At 72.6% G+C, this 16155-nt stretch carries 17 protein-coding genes and 1 riboswitch; of the genes, 7 read left to right on the forward strand and 10 right to left on the reverse strand.

What is annotated here, in order from left to right; translation table 11 throughout:
• The first annotated feature begins 214 nt into the window (after positions 1 to 214).
• On the forward strand, positions 215 to 943 hold the full coding sequence (locus ACQPXG_RS41295) for an FHA domain-containing protein (RefSeq protein WP_433464589.1): 729 nt from the start codon (positions 215 to 217) through the stop codon (positions 941 to 943).
• Positions 944 to 1092: 149 nt separating this feature from the next.
• Here ACQPXG_RS41295 and ACQPXG_RS41300 read toward each other — a convergent pair whose 3' ends face one another.
• Positions 1093 to 1941 (reverse strand): bifunctional methylenetetrahydrofolate dehydrogenase/methenyltetrahydrofolate cyclohydrolase, encoded by an 849-nt coding sequence (locus tag ACQPXG_RS41300; RefSeq protein ID WP_433464590.1) that lies wholly within the window; start codon positions 1939 to 1941, stop codon positions 1093 to 1095.
• A 62-nt stretch (positions 1942 to 2003) separates the two neighbouring features.
• Positions 2004 to 2089: riboswitch (ZMP/ZTP riboswitch) on the reverse strand.
• A gap of 94 nt (positions 2090 to 2183) precedes the next feature.
• Here ACQPXG_RS41300 and ACQPXG_RS41305 point away from each other — a divergent pair.
• Complete coding sequence (locus tag ACQPXG_RS41305; protein ID WP_433464591.1) at positions 2184 to 2777, forward strand: GNAT family N-acetyltransferase; 594 nt, start codon at positions 2184 to 2186, stop codon at positions 2775 to 2777.
• A gap of 5 nt (positions 2778 to 2782) precedes the next feature.
• Here the strand turns inward: ACQPXG_RS41305 and ACQPXG_RS41310 are convergent, their stop codons facing one another.
• From ACQPXG_RS41310 to purN, 3 genes are all read right to left on the reverse strand, one after another.
• On the reverse strand, positions 2783 to 2959 hold the full coding sequence (locus ACQPXG_RS41310; protein WP_433464592.1) for a hypothetical protein: 177 nt from the start codon (positions 2957 to 2959) through the stop codon (positions 2783 to 2785).
• 284 nt (positions 2960 to 3243) lie between these two features.
• Entirely contained in the window at positions 3244 to 4809 is a 1566-nt protein-coding gene (purH, locus tag ACQPXG_RS41315; protein WP_433464593.1) for a bifunctional phosphoribosylaminoimidazolecarboxamide formyltransferase/IMP cyclohydrolase, read from the reverse strand.
• Positions 4790 to 5461 carry a phosphoribosylglycinamide formyltransferase gene (gene purN, locus ACQPXG_RS41320; RefSeq protein WP_433464594.1) on the reverse strand — a complete coding sequence of 224 codons (672 nt, stop codon included), beginning with the start codon at positions 5459 to 5461 and terminating at the stop codon, positions 4790 to 4792. Before purN ends, purH begins: the two co-directional genes overlap by 20 nt.
• Before the next feature lie 102 nt (positions 5462 to 5563).
• Here purN and ACQPXG_RS41325 point away from each other — a divergent pair, with 102 nt between their 5' ends.
• Complete coding sequence (locus ACQPXG_RS41325; protein WP_433464595.1) at positions 5564 to 6034, forward strand: hypothetical protein; 471 nt, start codon at positions 5564 to 5566, stop codon at positions 6032 to 6034.
• A 10-nt stretch (positions 6035 to 6044) separates the two neighbouring features.
• On the opposite strand, the gene ACQPXG_RS41330 is transcribed toward ACQPXG_RS41325, so the two are convergent.
• The 3 genes from ACQPXG_RS41330 to sucC all read right to left on the reverse strand — a co-directional run bounded on the left by ACQPXG_RS41330 (position 6045) and on the right by sucC (position 10030).
• A complete protein-coding gene (locus ACQPXG_RS41330) occupies positions 6045 to 7820 on the reverse strand; it encodes a cell division protein PerM (RefSeq protein WP_433464596.1) in 1776 nt (591 codons plus the stop codon).
• Positions 7821 to 7961: 141 nt separating this feature from the next.
• On the reverse strand, positions 7962 to 8849 hold the full coding sequence (gene sucD / locus ACQPXG_RS41335) for a succinate--CoA ligase subunit alpha (protein WP_433464597.1): 888 nt from the start codon (positions 8847 to 8849) through the stop codon (positions 7962 to 7964).
• Between the two features lie 2 nt (positions 8850 to 8851).
• Positions 8852 to 10030: an ADP-forming succinate--CoA ligase subunit beta gene (gene sucC, locus ACQPXG_RS41340; RefSeq protein ID WP_433464598.1), complete on the reverse strand. Its 1179-nt coding sequence runs from the start codon at positions 10028 to 10030 to the stop codon at positions 8852 to 8854.
• A 312-nt stretch (positions 10031 to 10342) separates the two neighbouring features.
• Here sucC and ACQPXG_RS41345 point away from each other — a divergent pair, with 312 nt between their 5' ends.
• Positions 10343 to 11833 (forward strand): glycoside hydrolase family 15 protein, encoded by a 1491-nt coding sequence (locus ACQPXG_RS41345; protein ID WP_433464599.1) that lies wholly within the window; start codon positions 10343 to 10345, stop codon positions 11831 to 11833.
• Here ACQPXG_RS41345 and ACQPXG_RS41350 read toward each other — a convergent pair.
• Together ACQPXG_RS41350 and ACQPXG_RS41355 are read right to left on the reverse strand one after the other, a co-directional pair.
• Positions 11830 to 12576: a sulfite exporter TauE/SafE family protein gene (locus tag ACQPXG_RS41350; RefSeq protein ID WP_433470143.1), complete on the reverse strand. Its 747-nt coding sequence runs from the start codon at positions 12574 to 12576 to the stop codon at positions 11830 to 11832. The two genes, ACQPXG_RS41345 and ACQPXG_RS41350, sit on opposite strands and share 4 nt — an antisense overlap.
• 84 nt (positions 12577 to 12660) lie before the next feature.
• Complete coding sequence (locus ACQPXG_RS41355) at positions 12661 to 13206, reverse strand: GNAT family N-acetyltransferase (RefSeq protein WP_433464600.1); 546 nt, start codon at positions 13204 to 13206, stop codon at positions 12661 to 12663.
• Between the two features lie 51 nt (positions 13207 to 13257).
• Here ACQPXG_RS41355 and ACQPXG_RS41360 point away from each other — a divergent pair, with 51 nt between their 5' ends.
• From ACQPXG_RS41360 to ACQPXG_RS41370, 3 genes are read left to right on the forward strand one after another with little or no spacing between them, the layout of a single operon-like run.
• Positions 13258 to 13884: a TetR/AcrR family transcriptional regulator gene (locus tag ACQPXG_RS41360; protein WP_433464601.1), complete on the forward strand. Its 627-nt coding sequence runs from the start codon at positions 13258 to 13260 to the stop codon at positions 13882 to 13884.
• A 53-nt stretch (positions 13885 to 13937) separates the two neighbouring features.
• Positions 13938 to 14420, forward strand: coding sequence for a PH domain-containing protein (locus ACQPXG_RS41365; RefSeq protein WP_433464602.1), 483 nt, complete (start codon positions 13938 to 13940; stop codon positions 14418 to 14420).
• A 44-nt stretch (positions 14421 to 14464) separates the two neighbouring features.
• Positions 14465 to 14959, forward strand: a complete 495-nt coding sequence (locus tag ACQPXG_RS41370) for a MaoC family dehydratase (protein ID WP_433464603.1) — start codon at positions 14465 to 14467, stop codon at positions 14957 to 14959.
• Positions 14960 to 14965: 6 nt separating this feature from the next.
• Here the strand turns inward: ACQPXG_RS41370 and ACQPXG_RS41375 are convergent, their stop codons facing one another.
• Positions 14966 to 16153 (reverse strand): MFS transporter, encoded by a 1188-nt coding sequence (locus ACQPXG_RS41375; protein ID WP_433464604.1) that lies wholly within the window; start codon positions 16151 to 16153, stop codon positions 14966 to 14968.
• Positions 16154 to 16155 lie beyond the last annotated feature (2 nt).

Raw genomic sequence — 16155 nt, forward strand, 5'->3', positions numbered from 1 at the left:
GCGCGGGACGACATCGTCCGCCGGAACGCGGGATGGAACGGTCCGGCTCGCCGCCCGGAGCTGGGAACCAAGGTGGGACGAGTGGGGCCCGGGTGCCCCCCGAGAGGCCGGAATCCCTTGCGGCAGCGGACCTACTCGCCAGTAGGAGGGTGTGACGGCATGGCGCCCGGGTAACCCGGCAGACAGGGGTCGCTAACTAGCTGGGAGGACTGCCGTGGAGGGGCCGTTCATGCGGATCGAGGACAGCGGGCTGGTGATGCCGCTGCGCCCCGACGTTACGACGGTCGGGAGAGGGAGAGGGGTGGACATCCGCCTCGACGACCCGAGTGTGTCCCGGTTGCACGCAGAGATCGTCCGGCGCGGTCCGTACGTCTACGTGGTGGACATGGGCCTGTCCCGCAACGGGACGCGCGTCAACGGCCGGCCGATCGCCCGCCGTGTCCTGGAGGACGGTGACGTCGTGAGCTTCGGCACGGCGCGCTGCCGGTTGGGGGGCATCCCCCGTGAGGAGGTCGACCCGGACGTCGAACTGCGGCGCGCCGTCGCGCCCGAGCTCACCCGCCGCGAGGTCGACGTGCTGACCTCGCTGTGCCGTCCCGCCCTGTCGGACGAGGCGTTCGTGGCCCCCGCCACGGCACGCGACATCGCCGGCGAGCTGGTCGTCACGGAGGCGGCCGTCAAGCAGCATCTGCTGCGCCTCTACCAGAAGTTCCGGATCCCCGAGGGCGCCAACCGGCGTACGCGGCTCGCCAACGAGGTCATCGCCATGGGCCTCGTCCGGCCGCTGCCGCCGGTGCACGTGCCCCAGCAGGGCCGTCCGCCGATGGACGGGCGGGTCTCCGGGGTGCGGAACACGGCCGAGACGCGCAGGCCGGGCCAGCCCGGGCACGCGCACGGCCCGGGGCGGCCGGCGCACAGCACGGCGGGACGGAGGGCCAGCTGATGTGAGGACCTGCGGTCGCCCTCCCCGGCAGCGCAAACCCGAGGGCGATCGCTGAACCCCCGCGGGTCGCGTATGTGACGGCGCGGCCCAGGGCAACGTGAGGCGGGGCCGCCACCTCGGTGCTGGTGGCGGCCCCGTTCGTGTGCGGGTCAGGCGTTCTTCTCGGCGGCCTCGACGACGTTCGCGAGGAGCATCGCGCGGGTCATCGGGCCGACGCCCCCGGGGTTGGGCGCGACCCATCCGGCGACGTCGCGGACGTCGGCGGCGACATCGCCGGCAAGCTTGCCGTCCACCCGGGAGACGCCCACGTCCAGGACGGCGGCGCCGGGCTTGACCATGCCGGCGGTGATCAGGCCGGGCACGCCGGCGGCCGCCACGACGATGTCGGCGCTACGGGTGTGGGCTGCCAGGTCGCGGGTGGCGGTATGGCAGAGGGTCACGGTCGCGTTCTCGGTGCGGCGCGTCAGGAGCAGGCCGAGGGAGCGTCCGACGGTGATGCCGCGGCCGACGACGGTGACCTCGGCGCCCTTGATCGGGACGTCGAAGCGGCGGAGCAGCTCGATGATGCCCTTGGGCGTGCAGGGCAGCGGGCCCTGCTGCATCAGGACGAGGCGTCCGAGGTTCGTGGGGTGCAGGCCGTCGGCGTCCTTGGCCGGGTCGATGCGCTCCAGCACGCGCTGCTCGTCCAGTCCCTTCGGCAGCGGCAGCTGGACGATGTAGCCGGTGCAGGCCGGGTCGGCGTTCAGTTCGGCGACGGCGCGTTCGACGTCGTCCTGGGTGGCGGTGGCGGGCAGGTCGCGGCGGATGCTCTCGATGCCGACCTCGGCGCAGTCGCGGTGCTTCATGTTCACGTAGGAGTGGCTGCCCGGGTCGTCGCCGACCAGGACCGTGCCGAGCCCCACGGAGACGCCGCGGTCGCGGAGCGCCTCGACGCGTACCTTGAGGTTCGAGCGGATCTCGGCGGCCGTGGCCTTGCCGTCCAGAATCTGTGCCGTCATACGTTCCTCCGCGTGGATCTCGCCAGGGACCGGGCCGGGCCCGGGCCCGGCCGGCGATGGGTCCCGTCCACCCAGGCGCGCGGTGTCCGGACTGTCGTTCGCTCCCCGGTGGTGATCCACCTTGACCGCGCCAGTCGCGTAGGCACCCATGCTAACCGGCGGGGCGACGGCCAAGTGGCATGTGGAAATCGGCGTCAAGTGGCTCTGCCGGATGCCACCCCGGGGCTCCTAGCGTGATCCGCATGAGCGATGACTGGTTCGAGCGGCCCGTCCTGACCGGGCGGTATGTGCGGCTGGAGCCGCTGTCCGCCGGCCATGCCGGGGGCCTGTTCGAGGCGTCCAAGGACCCGGGCGTCTGGACGTGGATGAGCGCGCGGCAGCCCGCGACCGTCGCGGAGATGGCGGCGGCCGTGGACAAGGCCCTGGCGGACTGCGAGCGCGGCCTGCGACTCCCGTGGGTCCAGATCGACGCGGCGACCGGCGAGGTGGCGGGAACAACGTCCTACTACGAGATCTCACCGTCCGACCGGGGCGTGTGCATCGGCCACACCTGGATCGGGGCGCGCTGGCACCGGACGGGGATCAACACCGAGGCGAAGCTGCTGCTGATGGGACGCGCGTTCGACGATCTCGGCGCGATCCGGGTGGGCTGGCACACGCACGTCCGGAACGAGCGGTCGCGTGCGGCGATCGAGCGGCTCGGCGCGTCGTTCGAGGGCGTCCACCGCAAGCACCGGGTCCGGGCGGACGGGTCGATCCGCGACACCGCGACCTACGGGATGACGGACGACGACTGGCCGGCCGCCGCCGAGGCCCTCCGGGCGAGGCTGCGCTAGGTCCGTCAGTCCTCGGAGCGCTGCCGCCAGGCGATCACACGGTCGGTGCCGTGCCAGCCGAGCTGCGCGGCCAGCATCGCGGCCAGGAACGCGGCGACCAGCCCGATCACCTGCCGGGACTCCATGAGCAGGGAGTCGGCCTGGTACACGACGCCGAGCATGAAGGACATCAGCACGTCCATCGGGCCTCCATGAGGGTTCGCCGGCGCCGGGGTCAACGGAGGGGCATGGGGCGCGGCAGCCCGAGGCTACCTTCCGCACAAGACAGGTCCGTCCCATGCGGCGGCCCCAGCCACCACCGCAACCACGCAGGAACCTCGATCACCGCGATCGCGTCCGAAGGCAGTTTCGAGCGGAGCACAAAACTGATCGCGCAGCGAGCCGCCAGGCGAGCCGGAGCGATGCAGCGATCGCATCGAGTTTTTCGACGACGGAGGGCCCTCAAGGCCCGAAGGAGGAGAAGAACTCAATGAAAAAAGTGCCGCACGCCCGTGAAGTAGAGGGTGATGCCGGCCTTCTCCGCGGCGGCGATCACCTTGTCGTCGTTGACGGAGCCGCCGGGCTCGACGATCGCGCGGACCCCCGCCCGGGTCAGCACCTCCAGGCCGTCCGGGAACGGGAAGAACGCGTCGGACGCGCCCACGGCGGAGGAGGCCCGCTCCTCGCCGGCCCGCGCCACCGCGAGCTTGGCGGAGTCGACCCGGTTGACCTGGCCCATGCCGACACCGACGGTGGCACCGTCGGCCGCCAGCAGGATCGCGTTGGACTTCACCGAGCGGATCGCCCGCCACGCGAACGCCAGGTCGCGGAGGGTGGCCTCGTCCGCCGCCGAACCGGTCTTCAGTTCCCACGTGGCCGGGTCGTCGCCGGACGCGTCCACGCGGTCGACGCCCTGGAGCAGGACGCCGCCGTCGATGCGCCGGTACTCGGCCGCGCCCGCCGGGGCGTCCGGGCAGACAAGCAGCCGGATGTTCTTGAACCGGTCCTTGAGGACGGTGACGGCCTCGTCCTCGAACGACGGTGCGACCAGCACCTCGGCGAAGCTCTCGGTGACCTGCCGGGCCAGGGCGGCGGTGACCGGGCGGTTCGCCGCGATGACGCCGCCGTAGGCCGACACCGGGTCGCAGGCGTGCGCCTTGCGGTGCGCCTCGGCGATGTCCGCGGCGACCGCGATCCCGCACGGGTTGGCGTGCTTGATGATCGCGACGCACGGCTCGGTGAAGTCGTAGGCGGCGCGGCGCGCGGCGTCGGTGTCGACGTAGTTGTTGTACGACATCTCCTTGCCGTACAGCTGCTCGGCCCCGGCGAGGCCCTTCTCGCCCGGCGAGCGGTACAGGGCGGCGCGCTGGTGCGGGTTCTCGCCGTACCGGAGGGTGTTCGAGCGTTCCCAGGTGGCGCCGAGGAAGTCGGGCCACTGCGTCTCGGCCGCGGTCTCGTCGGGGGCGTAGGCGCTCGCGAACCACGAGGCCACGGCCACGTCGTAGGACGCGGTGTGCGCGAACGCCCGCGCGGCGAGGCGGCGGCGCTCGTCGAGGGTGAAACCGCCCGCCCGCACGGCGTCCAGGACCGTCGCGTAGGCGGACGGGTCCACGACGACGGAGACGCTCGCGTGGTTCTTCGCGGCGGCGCGGACCATCGTGGGGCCGCCGATGTCGATCTGCTCGACGCACTCGTCCGGCCCCGCGCCCGAGTCGACGGTGTCGGCGAACGGGTAGAGGTTGGCGACCACCAGGTCGAACGGCTCGACGCCGAGGTCCTCCAGCTGCTGGAGGTGGTCGTCCTTGCGGCGGTCGGCGAGCAGGCCCGCGTGCACCCGGGGATGCAGGGTCTTGACCCGCCCGTCCAGGCACTCGGGGAAGCCGGTGAGCTTCTCCACCTTCATCACCGGGACGCCGGCGGCGGAGATCCGCGCCGCCGTCGATCCGGTCGAGACGAGCTCCACGCCCGCCTCGTGCAGGCCCCGGGCCAGCTCTTCCAGCCCGGACTTGTCGTACACGCTGATCAATGCGCGCTTAATCGCCACCCGACTCACCGGCCGAGCTCCCCTCTTGATCGGACGAATCACCACAGGTCCTGCACTTCATCGAGACCCGCCTGCCGCGCGCGGTCCAGCCGTCGCGGGCCAGCCGTCCGACGACGTCGACGAGGAGCCGGCGCTCCACCCGCTTGATCCGCTCGTGCAGGGAGTCTTCGTCGTCATGCCAGCCCACGGGGACGGTCTCCTGGGCGATGACGGGTCCGGTGTCCACGCCTTCGTCGACGAAGTGAACCGTACAGCCCGTGACCTTCACGCCGTACGCCAGGGCGTCCCGTACGGCGTGGGCGCCGGGGAACGACGGGAGCAGCGCCGGATGGGTGTTGACCGTCCGGCCGCCGAACCTCGCCAGGAACCGGGGGCCGAGGATCTTCATGAAGCCGGCGGAGACGACGAGGTCGGGCTCGTGCTTCGCGACGGCGTCGGTCAGCGCCGCGTCCCAGTCGTCCCGGGATGAAAAATCAGGAATTCGGACCGTAAAAGTGGGCAAACCCACACGTTCCGCGCGCTCGGTTCCCCCGATATCGGGGCGGTCCGCCCCCACGGCCACGACTTTCGCCCCGTAGGCTGGATCCGCGCACGCGTCGAGCAGCGCTTGTAGGTTGGTCCCCGCGCCGGAGACGAGGACGACGAGCCGGGCGGACACCATGACTCCCCGGTGGACGTTGCTGGGACACCACGAAGCCTATCGGGCCTGCTCGGTGCCGCTTGAACCCCAGCCACCCATCAGACGGGCCAGGAGGAAGAGAACGTGAGCGAGCAGCAGGGCCGTCCGGCCCAGCCCGAAGACCGCCCGGACGGGCGGCCGGCGGGAGAGCCGCCCGCGCGACCGGGGCAGGGTCAACGCACCGGCTGGCGGGCCCTGTGGCTCGGCGGCATCGCGCTGCTGACCGCGTTCTTCTTCTACCCGCTCGGGCTCGTGCTCGGCATCGCCGCGCTCGTCGTCGGCATCAGGGCCCGCCGGAACGCGCGGCGGGCCCGGGACGCCGCTCCCGGCGCCGTCCCCGGCATCGTGCTGGGCGCGATCGGGCTGGTGTTCTCGCTGCTGTCGGTGTCGCTCACGGTGTTCCTGTGGGCGGAGCTGAGCGGCTACCAGAGCTGCGTCAGCGCGTCCAACACGGCCACCGACAAGGCGGCATGCCGCGAGGAGTACTACCCGAAGATCGAGAAGAAGCTCGACCTGCCCGCCGGCAGCATGGACAAGTACGGCGACCTGCTCTAGCAGTCCCGCCCTAGTCCTCCTGGTCGGGCTCCTCGCGCAGGACGTAGATCGCGCCGCCCCGGTTCTCGGTGCGTTCCGGATCCTCGCGCGGAGGCGGGACGGGACGCCCGGGCTCGGGCTCGGGCTCGTCGGCCTGTTCGTCCACGAGATGGCCCTCCACGACGACCGTGCCGTCGCCCGGCGGCGGTTCGGGGCGTTCCTCCGGAGGGGCGGGCACCGGGTCGGACCGGCGGCGGGGGCGCCGGGGCGCGAGCACGGGCTCGGCCTCCTCGAACTCCAGCGGATCGGGCGCGTGCGGAGCCTTCGGCGCCGGCTCGGCCGCCTTCTCCGGGCGGAGGTCGTAGTCGCCGGGAACGGGCGCCGACAGCGGAACGGCCGGCTCCGGCACCGCGCGCACGGGCTTCTTCGGCTTCGCCGCCGGCTTCTTCGCGGCGGACTTCCCGGACTTCCGCTTCTTCGGCGTCTCACCCGCCGGACGGCGCAGCACCATCCAGTTCGCCACCCACGCCGCGATCGCCGCCGAGATCCCCACTTCGAGGGCGGCCAGCAGCCCGACCTGCCAGGCGGACGGGCCCACGGTCGCCATCCGCCCGTCGCCGAGCGGCCCGCCGGCCAGCGCGCTCAGCAGCGCGGCGACCGCCCCGGTCAGCGCGCCGGACACGAAACCCCACAGCGGCGCGCCCTCCGACACCGGGCTCGGCAGCGACCGGATCGTGAGGACGCCGCCCACCGCGCCCGCGACGAACGGGGCCGCCAGCGCGAGCAGTGAGATCGCGGGCGCCGGGCCCGGCTGGGGCAGGGCGGCGAGCGGCGGGAACGCGGGGACCGCGTCCAGGAACACCCCGGTCGGGGAGACGCTCGTCCCGGCGCCGACCGAGAACCCCGGCCCGACCGCGTACGCCATCCCCCAGATCGCCGCGTTGGGCAGGAACGCCAGTTCGACCAGCAGCAGCAGGACGCCGCCGACGATGCCGGGGGCGAGCATGCCGTAGAGGTCGTCGGCGTCCGGCATGTGCATGGCGAGGGACCCGGCCACGAGCAGCGCGCCCGACGCGAGCAGCACGCTCAGCGACCCGGCCACGCCGATCACCAGGGACCGCGGCCGTTCGGGCAGCAGCCGCAGCAGCGCTCCCAGCCCGGACCGGACCCGCCGTCCCCGCGCCTCCGCCGCCACGACCGCGCGTGCCGCGCCCAGCCCGCCGGCGATGACGGCGACGAGGAAGCACCCGACGAGCGCCTGCCACGCCGACGGCCGGACCTCCGCGGACGACGCCGCGAGCGCGAGCAGCCCGGCCAGCCCCGCGTACGGCGCGGCCAGCGCGACCGCCACATGGACGACCGCGATCCGCTGCCGGTGCGGCAGCCCGGCCACCCGGATCATCCAGCCGCCTCCCCGGTACAGCAGCACCCCGGGCAGGACGAGCACGCCCAGCGGCAGCAGCCCGAACCGTCCGTGCCCGTAGGAGAAGCCCGCGTGGTGGGAGACGAGCCAGAAGTTCACGGCAGTGCGGAACACGCCGGCCATGCCGTGGCCGAACGCGCTCCTGGGGGCCGCGATCCATCCGATCAGGGTGATGGTGGTGAGCACGGCGAGCCCGATGCCGATGCACCACAGCGCTGCCACGAGCCCTGTCACGTACAGCGGCCTGGACGCGGCGGCGGCCGCGGGACGTCCGCGCCCGGCGTCCGCGCGCGGCGGCCCGGCGGCCCGTCCCGCTCCGCTCTTCGGCGGTCCGGCCTTCGCCGGCTCGCGCCTCGCACGCTGCCCGGGGGTCTTGTCGCTCACCCGGTCCATGCTGGCACCACGCCGGCTCCAGGACGCCCCGCCCGCCCGGCGTGTCGCCCTTGTACGCCGGCCGTCCGGGCGGGAATGAAAGACGCCCGGGCCGCCGGGGCGGCCCGGGCGTCTTTCGGTGATCCGGGTGGATCAGCGGTTCTTCATGATCTCCCGCATGAGGATGGCGGTCTCGCTCGGGGTCTTGCCGACCCGCACGCCGACCTTCTCCAGGGCCTCCTTCTTCGCCTGCGCGGTGCCGGCGGACCCGGACACGATGGCGCCGGCGTGGCCCATGGTCTTGCCCTCGGGGGCGGTGAACCCGGCGACGTAGCCGACGACCGGCTTGGTCACGTGCTGCTCGATGTAGGCGGCGGCGCGCTCCTCGGCGTCGCCCCCGATCTCACCGATCATGACGATGGCGTCGGTGTCCGGGTCGTCCTGGAACGCCTGGAGGGCATCGATGTGGGTCGTGCCGATGACGGGGTCGCCGCCGATGCCGACGCAGGTGGAGAAGCCGATGTCGCGCAGCTCGTACATCATCTGGTAGGTCAGCGTGCCCGACTTGGACACGAGCCCGATGCGGCCGGGCGTGGTGATGTCGGCCGGGATGATGCCCGCGTTCGACTTGCCGGGGGACGCGATGCCGGGGCAGTTCGGCCCGATGATGCGGGTCTTGCCGCCCTTGGACTCGGCGTACGCCCAGAAGTAGGCGGTGTCGTGCACCGGGATGCCCTCGGTGATGACGACGCAGAGCGGGATCTCGGCGTCGATCGCCTCGACGACCGCGTCCTTGGTGAACTTCGGCGGGACGAACACGACGGAGACGTCCGCGCCGGTCTGGGCCATGGCCTCCTTGACGGTGCCGAACACCGGGAGCGTGGTGCCGTCGAACTCGACGGTCTGGCCGGCCTTGCGGGCGTTGACGCCGCCGACGACCTGGGCGCCGGACGCGAGCATCCGGCGGCCGTGCTTGGTGCCCTCGGAGCCGGTGATGCCCTGGACGATGATCTTGCTGTTCTCGGTGAGCCAGATGGCCATTGTCATGCACCTGCCGCTGCGAGTTCGGCGGCGCGCCCGGCCGCTTCGTCCATGGTGTCGACCTGCTGGACGCCGGGCAGCCCCGCGTCGTTGAGGATCGTGCGCCCGAGCTCGGCGTTGTTGCCGTCCAGCCGGACGACGAGCGGGCGGTTCACGGCCTCGCCGCGGTCGGCCAGCAGCTTGTAGGCCGAGACGATGCCGTTGGCGACGGCGTCGCAGGCGGTGATGCCGCCGAAGACGTTGACGAAGACGGACTTCACCTCGGTGTCGGACAGGACGATCTCCAGCCCGTTCGCCATCACCTCGGCGGACGCGCCGCCGCCGATGTCGAGGAAGTTCGCCGGCTTCTGCCCCCCGAACTGCTCGCCGGCGTAGGCGACCACGTCCAGCGTGGACATGACCAGGCCCGCGCCGTTGCCGATGATGCCGACGCTGCCGTCCAGCTTGACGTAGTTGAGGTCCTTGGCCTTGGCGGCGGCCTCCAGCGGGTCGGCCGCGGCCTTGTCCTCAAGCTTCTCGTGCTCCTGGCGGAACGCGGCGTTCTCGTCCAGGGACACCTTGCCGTCGAGGGCCTTCACCTGGCCGTCGGCGGTGAGGATCATCGGGTTCACCTCGACGAGGGAGGCGTCCTCGTCGGTGAACACGGCCCACAGCCGCTCGATGAGCTCGGCGGCGCCCTCCAGGGCCTCCTGCGGGAGGCGGCCCTGCTCGGCGATCTCGCGGGCCTTGGCCCGGTCCACGCCGTGCAGCGGGGAGATCGGCACCAGCGCCAACCGGTCGTGCGGCACCTCCTCGATCTCCACGCCGCCCTCGACGGAGCAGATGGAGAGGAAGGTACGGTTGGCGCGGTCGAGCAGGAACGAGAAGTAGTACTCCTGCGCGATCGCGCTGCCCTCCTCGACCAGGACCTTGTGGACCGTGTGGCCCTTGATGTCCATGCCGAGGATCTGGGTGGCGAGCTCCTGGGCCTCGTCGGCTGAGTCGGCCAGCTTCACGCCGCCGGCCTTGCCGCGGCCCCCGGTCTTCACCTGGGCCTTGACGACGACCTTCGAGCTTCCCGCGGCGAACAGCTCCGCCGCGATGGCCCGGGCTTCCTGGGGAGTATGGGCGACCTTGCCGGTGGGCACCGGTACCCCGTACTCGGCGAAGAGTTCCTTCGCCTGATGTTCGAACAGGTCCACGAGGCGTCCTTTTACGGATCGACTGCCAAATGTGACCACACGAGTGGGGGTTACACGGGTGTCCGTGCGGCCGGCACTCTGCGGTCCGCTCCGTCGATGCAGCCTAGTCAACCCTTCTTCGTGGTGATGCCGCCGGGGCCATATGTCACCGAGAGTTCCCTCCGCGGGCGAGTGTTCCCGGGACGGCGGGTGTGCTCATCCTCAAGGGCGGGCACGAGTGGCTCGTGAGGAGGATGAACCAATTGACGTAGTTTGATGTACTTAATTCGACCTGACGGTCGGGTGGCCTGGTGCGGTATAGGGGGCGAACGCATGGCGATGGCGGAGGAACGGGACACGTCAGTCGCGGCCCCGGCCCCCGTCGCGCCCACCCCGGTCGTCCCGCCTCCGCGGGGGCGCCGGCGACCGGCGCCGCGCAGGCGGTCGGGCGTCAGCAAGGTCCGGCGCACCACGGCCCTGCTCCTCGTCGCCGCGCTCGTCGCGACCGGCGGCGCCACCGTCCCCGAGCCGCCCGACTCGGGCTGGGCGAGCCCCGGTCTCGTCGGCGGCGGCGGATGGCCGTTCGCGGGCGTGCCGCTCGCTCCGGACCAGGCCGAAGGGGCGTCCTACCTGCCGGACAGCTCGGTCGTCAGGCTCGCGGACGGGCGGATCCGGCTCGTCCCGTCCGGCGGCGACACACCGATCACCGTCGACGCGTCCGACCCGCGCGTGGACCGGGCGGTCAGGTCCGACCGGACGTGGCTGGCCCAGGGCACGGTCCCGGCGAGCGGCGGCCATCGCGACATGGCGGCGCGCGCGCTGCTCGACCTGCGCCTGCTCACCCGCCCGAACGGGGCGTCCCTGGCCTCCTGGTACTCGAAATGGCGGTACTGCTGGCCGCGCGACTCCGCGTTCACCGTCGCCGCGTTCACCGTGACCGGGCATCCGTCGGAGGCGCGCCGCGTCCTGCGCTTCCTCGCCCGCGCCCAGAACGAGAACGGCATGTGGGCCGCGCGCTACAACCCGGACGGGACGGCGGTCGCCGACGGCCGGGCGCCGCAGCTCGACTCGCTCGGCTGGGTGCTGTGGGCGGCGTGGTTCTACCGCGTCCGGGCGAATGCGACGGACGAGCTCCCGACGCTGTGGCCGATGGTGCAGCGCGCCGCCGACCACCTGGCGCGCTCGCTGGACGCGGAGGGGCTCCCGCCCGCCTCGTCCGACTACTGGGAACGCGACCACCGGCGCGAGGAGGACCCGCGGCGGCCGACGCTCGGCGTCGTCGGGCCCGTGCTGGCGGGGCTGCGTTCGGCCGCGGACCTCGCGCGGATGCGGGGTGAAGGCGGCAAGGCGGCGGAGTGGCGGCGCGCGGCGCAGCGCGTGTCGGACGCGGTGGCCAGGCAGTTCGCGCCCTACGGCTACCCGCGGTCGCCCCTGCGAGGCGGGCTGATGGACACGTCGGTGACCTTCCTCGCGCCGCCGTTCGCCCCCGCGGACGCGGGTGTGACGGTCGCGATCGGGGACGCCGAGCGCAAGCAGGCGCTGCCGAACGGAGGCGTCCTGCCGGGCGAGCGCTGGTCCGGCACCCCGGACGTCGCCTGGACGCCGGAGACCGCGCTGTTCGGGCTGAACGCGGCGGCGTCGGGCCGGACGGACGAGGCGATGAGCCGGCTGAGCTGGCTCTCCGCGCACCGCACCTCGCTGGGCGTCCTGCCGGAGAAGGTCGGCCCGACCGGGATGCCCGCCGGTCCGGCGCCGCTCGGCTGGACGGCGTCGCTCGTCCTGCTCAGCCTCTCCGCGCTGGAGCGGCCCCTTCCGATCCCCTAGCCGAACTGCTCGTAGGCGAGCTTCAGCACGAGCGCTGAGACCGCGCAGAGCAGTACAACCCGGACGAAACCGGCTCCCTTCTTGATCGCCATGCGGGCGCCGAGCTGCGCGCCGCCGGCGTTGCAGAGTGCCATGGCCAGCCCGACGGCCCACAGGACATGGCCCTGCGCCGCGAACACGATCAGCCCGCCGAGGTTGGTGCACGCGTTGATGATCTTCGACGTGGCGGAGGCGTCGACGAAGTCCAGGCCGAGCAGCGCGGTGAACGCGACGACCAGGAACGTCCCGGTGCCCGGCCCGACGAGCCCGTCGTAGAAGGCGATCGCGACACCCGGGACGAGGACGGCGGCGGCGACCCGGCGGCGGGTCCGCAGCACCAGCCGCGGGGCCCGGCCGAGATCCGGCTTGAGCACCACGATCGCGGCCACGGTCAGCAGCACGACCATGATGACCGGCTTCAGCACGTCCGAGGAGATCGCCGACGCGCAGAGGGCGCCGGCGGCGGCGCAGCACACCGCGAGGACCCCCGCCGGAACGGCGACGCGGACGTCCGGCTTGGCCTTGCGCGCGTAGGCGACGGCGGCCGAGGCGGTGCCCGCGATCGAGCCCAGCTTGTTGGTGGCGAGCGCGGTCGCGACCGGCTGCCCCGGGTTGAGCAGCAGCAGCGCGGGCAGCTGGATCAACCCGCCCCCGCCGACCACGGCGTCGACCCAGCCCGCCGCGACGGCGGCGGCCAGCAGCATGAGCACCTGCTCGGCATGCACAGGGGGCTCCCAGGGGGTAAGGGTTAAGACTAGATCACCGATTACCCTACCGGGCCCCGCGGGTCAGGCCGCCGCCCACTCCTCCGCGAGGACCGCCCAGACCTGGACGTCCCGCCGCTCGCCGTTCAGCACGAACGCCTGCCGCAGGACGCCCTCGCAGGTCATCCCGAGCCGCTCGGCCACCGCCGCGCTGGCGGTGTTGCGCGGGTCGCACAGCCACTCGACCCGGTGCATGCCACGCGTTCCGATCGCCCAATCGATCATGACGCGGACCGCCTTGGTGACCAGGCCGCGCCCCCGTGCCTCCGCCGCCAGCCAGACACCCGCCTCGCAGACGCCCTGCGCGGCGTCGAACGTCCGGAAGACCGTCCCGCCCTGGAGGACGCCGTCCACCCAGATGCCGTACATCCGGCCCTCGTCCCTGGCCTGCCTGTCGGCGTAGGACTGCAGCAGCTCGCGGGCCGTCTTCTCGTCCACCACCGTCCCGGCCCAGGGAATGTACTCGCGGATGTCCGCGCGGACCCGGTCCGCGTGCGCGGCGAACTCGGCCGCCTGCCAGGGCTCGAACGGACGGAGCTCGGCACCGTCGGCGAGCGTGCGAGCGAACATGGGGGCCTCCAGAGGGGTACGTACCCAACGTTTGTTATGTATCGTACGGGGATGCCCGCCAAAGGTGACCACGAGGCCCGGCGCAGGGACGTCTCCGAGGCCGTCTGGCGCGTCCTCGCCGCCCGGGGCTTCGGCGGCCTGACGCTGCGCGCGGTCGCCGCGGAGATGGGCGCGTCCACCGGCCTGCTCACCCACTACTTCCCGAGCAAGAAGGCCCTCGTCGCGCATGCCCTTGAACTCGCCGACGAGCGCACCGCGAACCGTCCGCTGCGGGAGGCTCCGCCCGGCCTCGCCGCCCTGCGCGCCGCGCTCCTGGACGTCCTGCCCCTGACCCCGGCCGCGACCGGCATGAACCGGATCTGGGTCGGCTCGTGGGACGTCGCGCTGGCCGACCCCGACCTCGGCGAACGCCAGCGGCGCCGCTACGAGAACTGGCAGGCCCGGCTGCGCCCCCACGTGGCGACCGCCGTAGCCCAGGGCGAGCTGCCCACCGCGTCCGAGGTGGACGACGTCGTCGCCGCCGCGGCGGCCTTCGCGCACGGCCTCGTCGTCCACGCACTGTTCGATCCGGACGCCTACCCGCCCGACCGCCAGAGCGCGATGCTGGACGCCTTCCTCGCCTCACTCGCCACGGGTTCCGGCCATGCGGCGCCCGGCGGGGACGCCCTCTCCGGCTGACCGCCGATTTGGGCTGCTCGACGGCTCCGCATGGATTGCCCGATAATGCCGCGATGACCAAGCCGCGCGCGCTGCGTTGCCCCCGCCACCTCGGCCTGATCCTCGCCGGTGCCGCCATCGCCGCGCTCTTCGGCGTGGTGGCGACCGACAAGGCCCTCGACGGCGCGGGCGCCCCGGCGCTCGCCGCCGGAATCGTACTGTTCGTCCTCGCGCTCTCAGCCCTCCCCAAGCTGCGCACGCGCATGATCATGGACGACACGGGACTCACCCTCGTCTCCGGGTACCGCCGCCGCCACTTCGACTGGGCGGAGATCGTCGAGATCAGCGCGGACGCCTACCACAGCTACTTCCTGCTCCAGGTGCGGTCCGAGGACCGCGAGCACCAGGCGGCCTTCTTTCCCGTCAGGCTGGCGTCGATGAAGGTGGACCAGGGCACCCACCTTCAGGAGCCGTCCGCCGACACCCCGTACGGCCTGTACAAGCTGCACGCCGAGGTCTGGGAGGAATGGCAGAGCCGCGTCTCGGCCCCCGCGTAGCGGCCGCCGCGATGGACGAACGGCCGCTGGGCCATCCTGGTGCCATGACGATCAGCACCCGCGCCCTCGGTGACGACTTCACGGCCCCCATCGACGACCGCTACTTCGAGGACTACGCCGAAGGAGCGACCTACGAGTACGGCCACGTCACCGTGTCCGAGGCCGAGATCCTGGAGTTCGCCCGCCGGTTCGACCCGCAGCCGATCCACGTCGACGCGGACTTCGCGGCGTCCGGGCCGTTCAAGGGGATCATCGCGAGCGGCTGGCACACCGGCTCGATCATGATGCGGCTGTTCGCCGACCACGTCCTCTCCCGCGTCGCCAGCCTCGCCTCCCCCGGTGTGGACGAGCTGCGCTGGCCCGCCCCGGTCCGTCCGGGCGACTCGCTGCGGCTCCGCGTGACCATCCTGGAGGCCCGCCCGTCCCGTTCCAAGCCGGACCGCGGCATCGTCCGCACCCGCGCCGAACTGCTGAACCAGGACGACCAGGCCGTGCTGCACACCCTCCCTATGAACCTCCTGCGCCGCCGCGGGGCGTAGCTCGCGTCAACTGGGCGCCACGTCGTCGACGACCTGCGGAACCGGTGCGGCGAGCTTCGGGACGGCGGGCTCAGGCAGCGTCCGGAACAACAGCCAGGCCAGGGCGGGCATCGCGATCAGCGGGGTCAACGCCGTCTGCAGGGACGTCGCGTCCGCGATGCCGCCCAGAACGGGGCTGGCGAGGCCGCCGACGCTGACGGTCAGGCCGAGGGTGACGCCGCTGGCGGTTCCGACCCGCGAGGGCAGGTAGTCCTGGCCAAGGGTGACCTGCAGGGAGAACGGGATGTAGAGCCCGGCGGAGGTCAGTGCCACGAACAGGTAGATGGCCGGGCCGGGCACGAACACGATGCCCGCGACGGCGACGACGGCCATCAGGTACGACCTGCGCACCGCGGTGACCCGGTCCCATCGGGCGGCCAGCGAGCCGCCCAGCACGGTGCCCACCGCGCCGCCGAGGTACAGCACGAACAGCGCCGCGGTGCCCGCCGCCATGCCCCCTCCCGTGCGCTGCCGGGCGTAGAACGAGATGAACGTGCTCATCCCCATGAACACGACGGACCGGCAGATCACGGCAAGTGACAGCCTCAGGAAGGAGGCGGTGTCGTCCGAGGCGGTGTTCGCGGCACTGCCGGGCCCTGTGATCGCCGTCCTCTCAAGGACGCGCAGCACGGGCAGGCACAGCACGCTGCCCGCGAGGGCCGGGACCACGAGAAAGGGCGTGTACCGCAGCCCGTTCCCGGCGACCACGGCGGCGACCAGGAGCGGCGCCAGCGCGAACCCGACGTTGCCGCCGACCGAGAACCAGCTCATCGCGGTGTGGCTCCCCCTGCTGGCCCTCCGTGCGACCCGGGCGGACTCGGGATGGTAGGCCGCGACCCCGACCCCGGAGACGGCGACGAACGCCAGCGTGAGCGCGTAGTTCCCGCTGAGTCCGCTCAGGGCGATGCCCACGCCGCCGAGGAGCGTGCTCAGGGGCAGCAGCCAGGGCATCGCCCACTTGTCGGTGAGCGCGCCGAACAGCGGCTGCGCCACTGAGGACAGCAAGGACGCGGCGAGCACGATGCCCGAGGCGGCGGCATAGGTGTAGTGGCGCTCGGCGACGAAGAAGGGGACGAGCGCGGTCACGGACCCCTGGTAGACGTCCACGCACGCGTGCCCGGCCGACAGGAGCAGGACCGGCTTTCTCGTTGACACGT

This window comes from Spirillospora sp. CA-128828, from assembly GCF_050945415.1.
Lineage (GTDB): Bacteria > Actinomycetota > Actinomycetes > Streptosporangiales > Streptosporangiaceae > Spirillospora.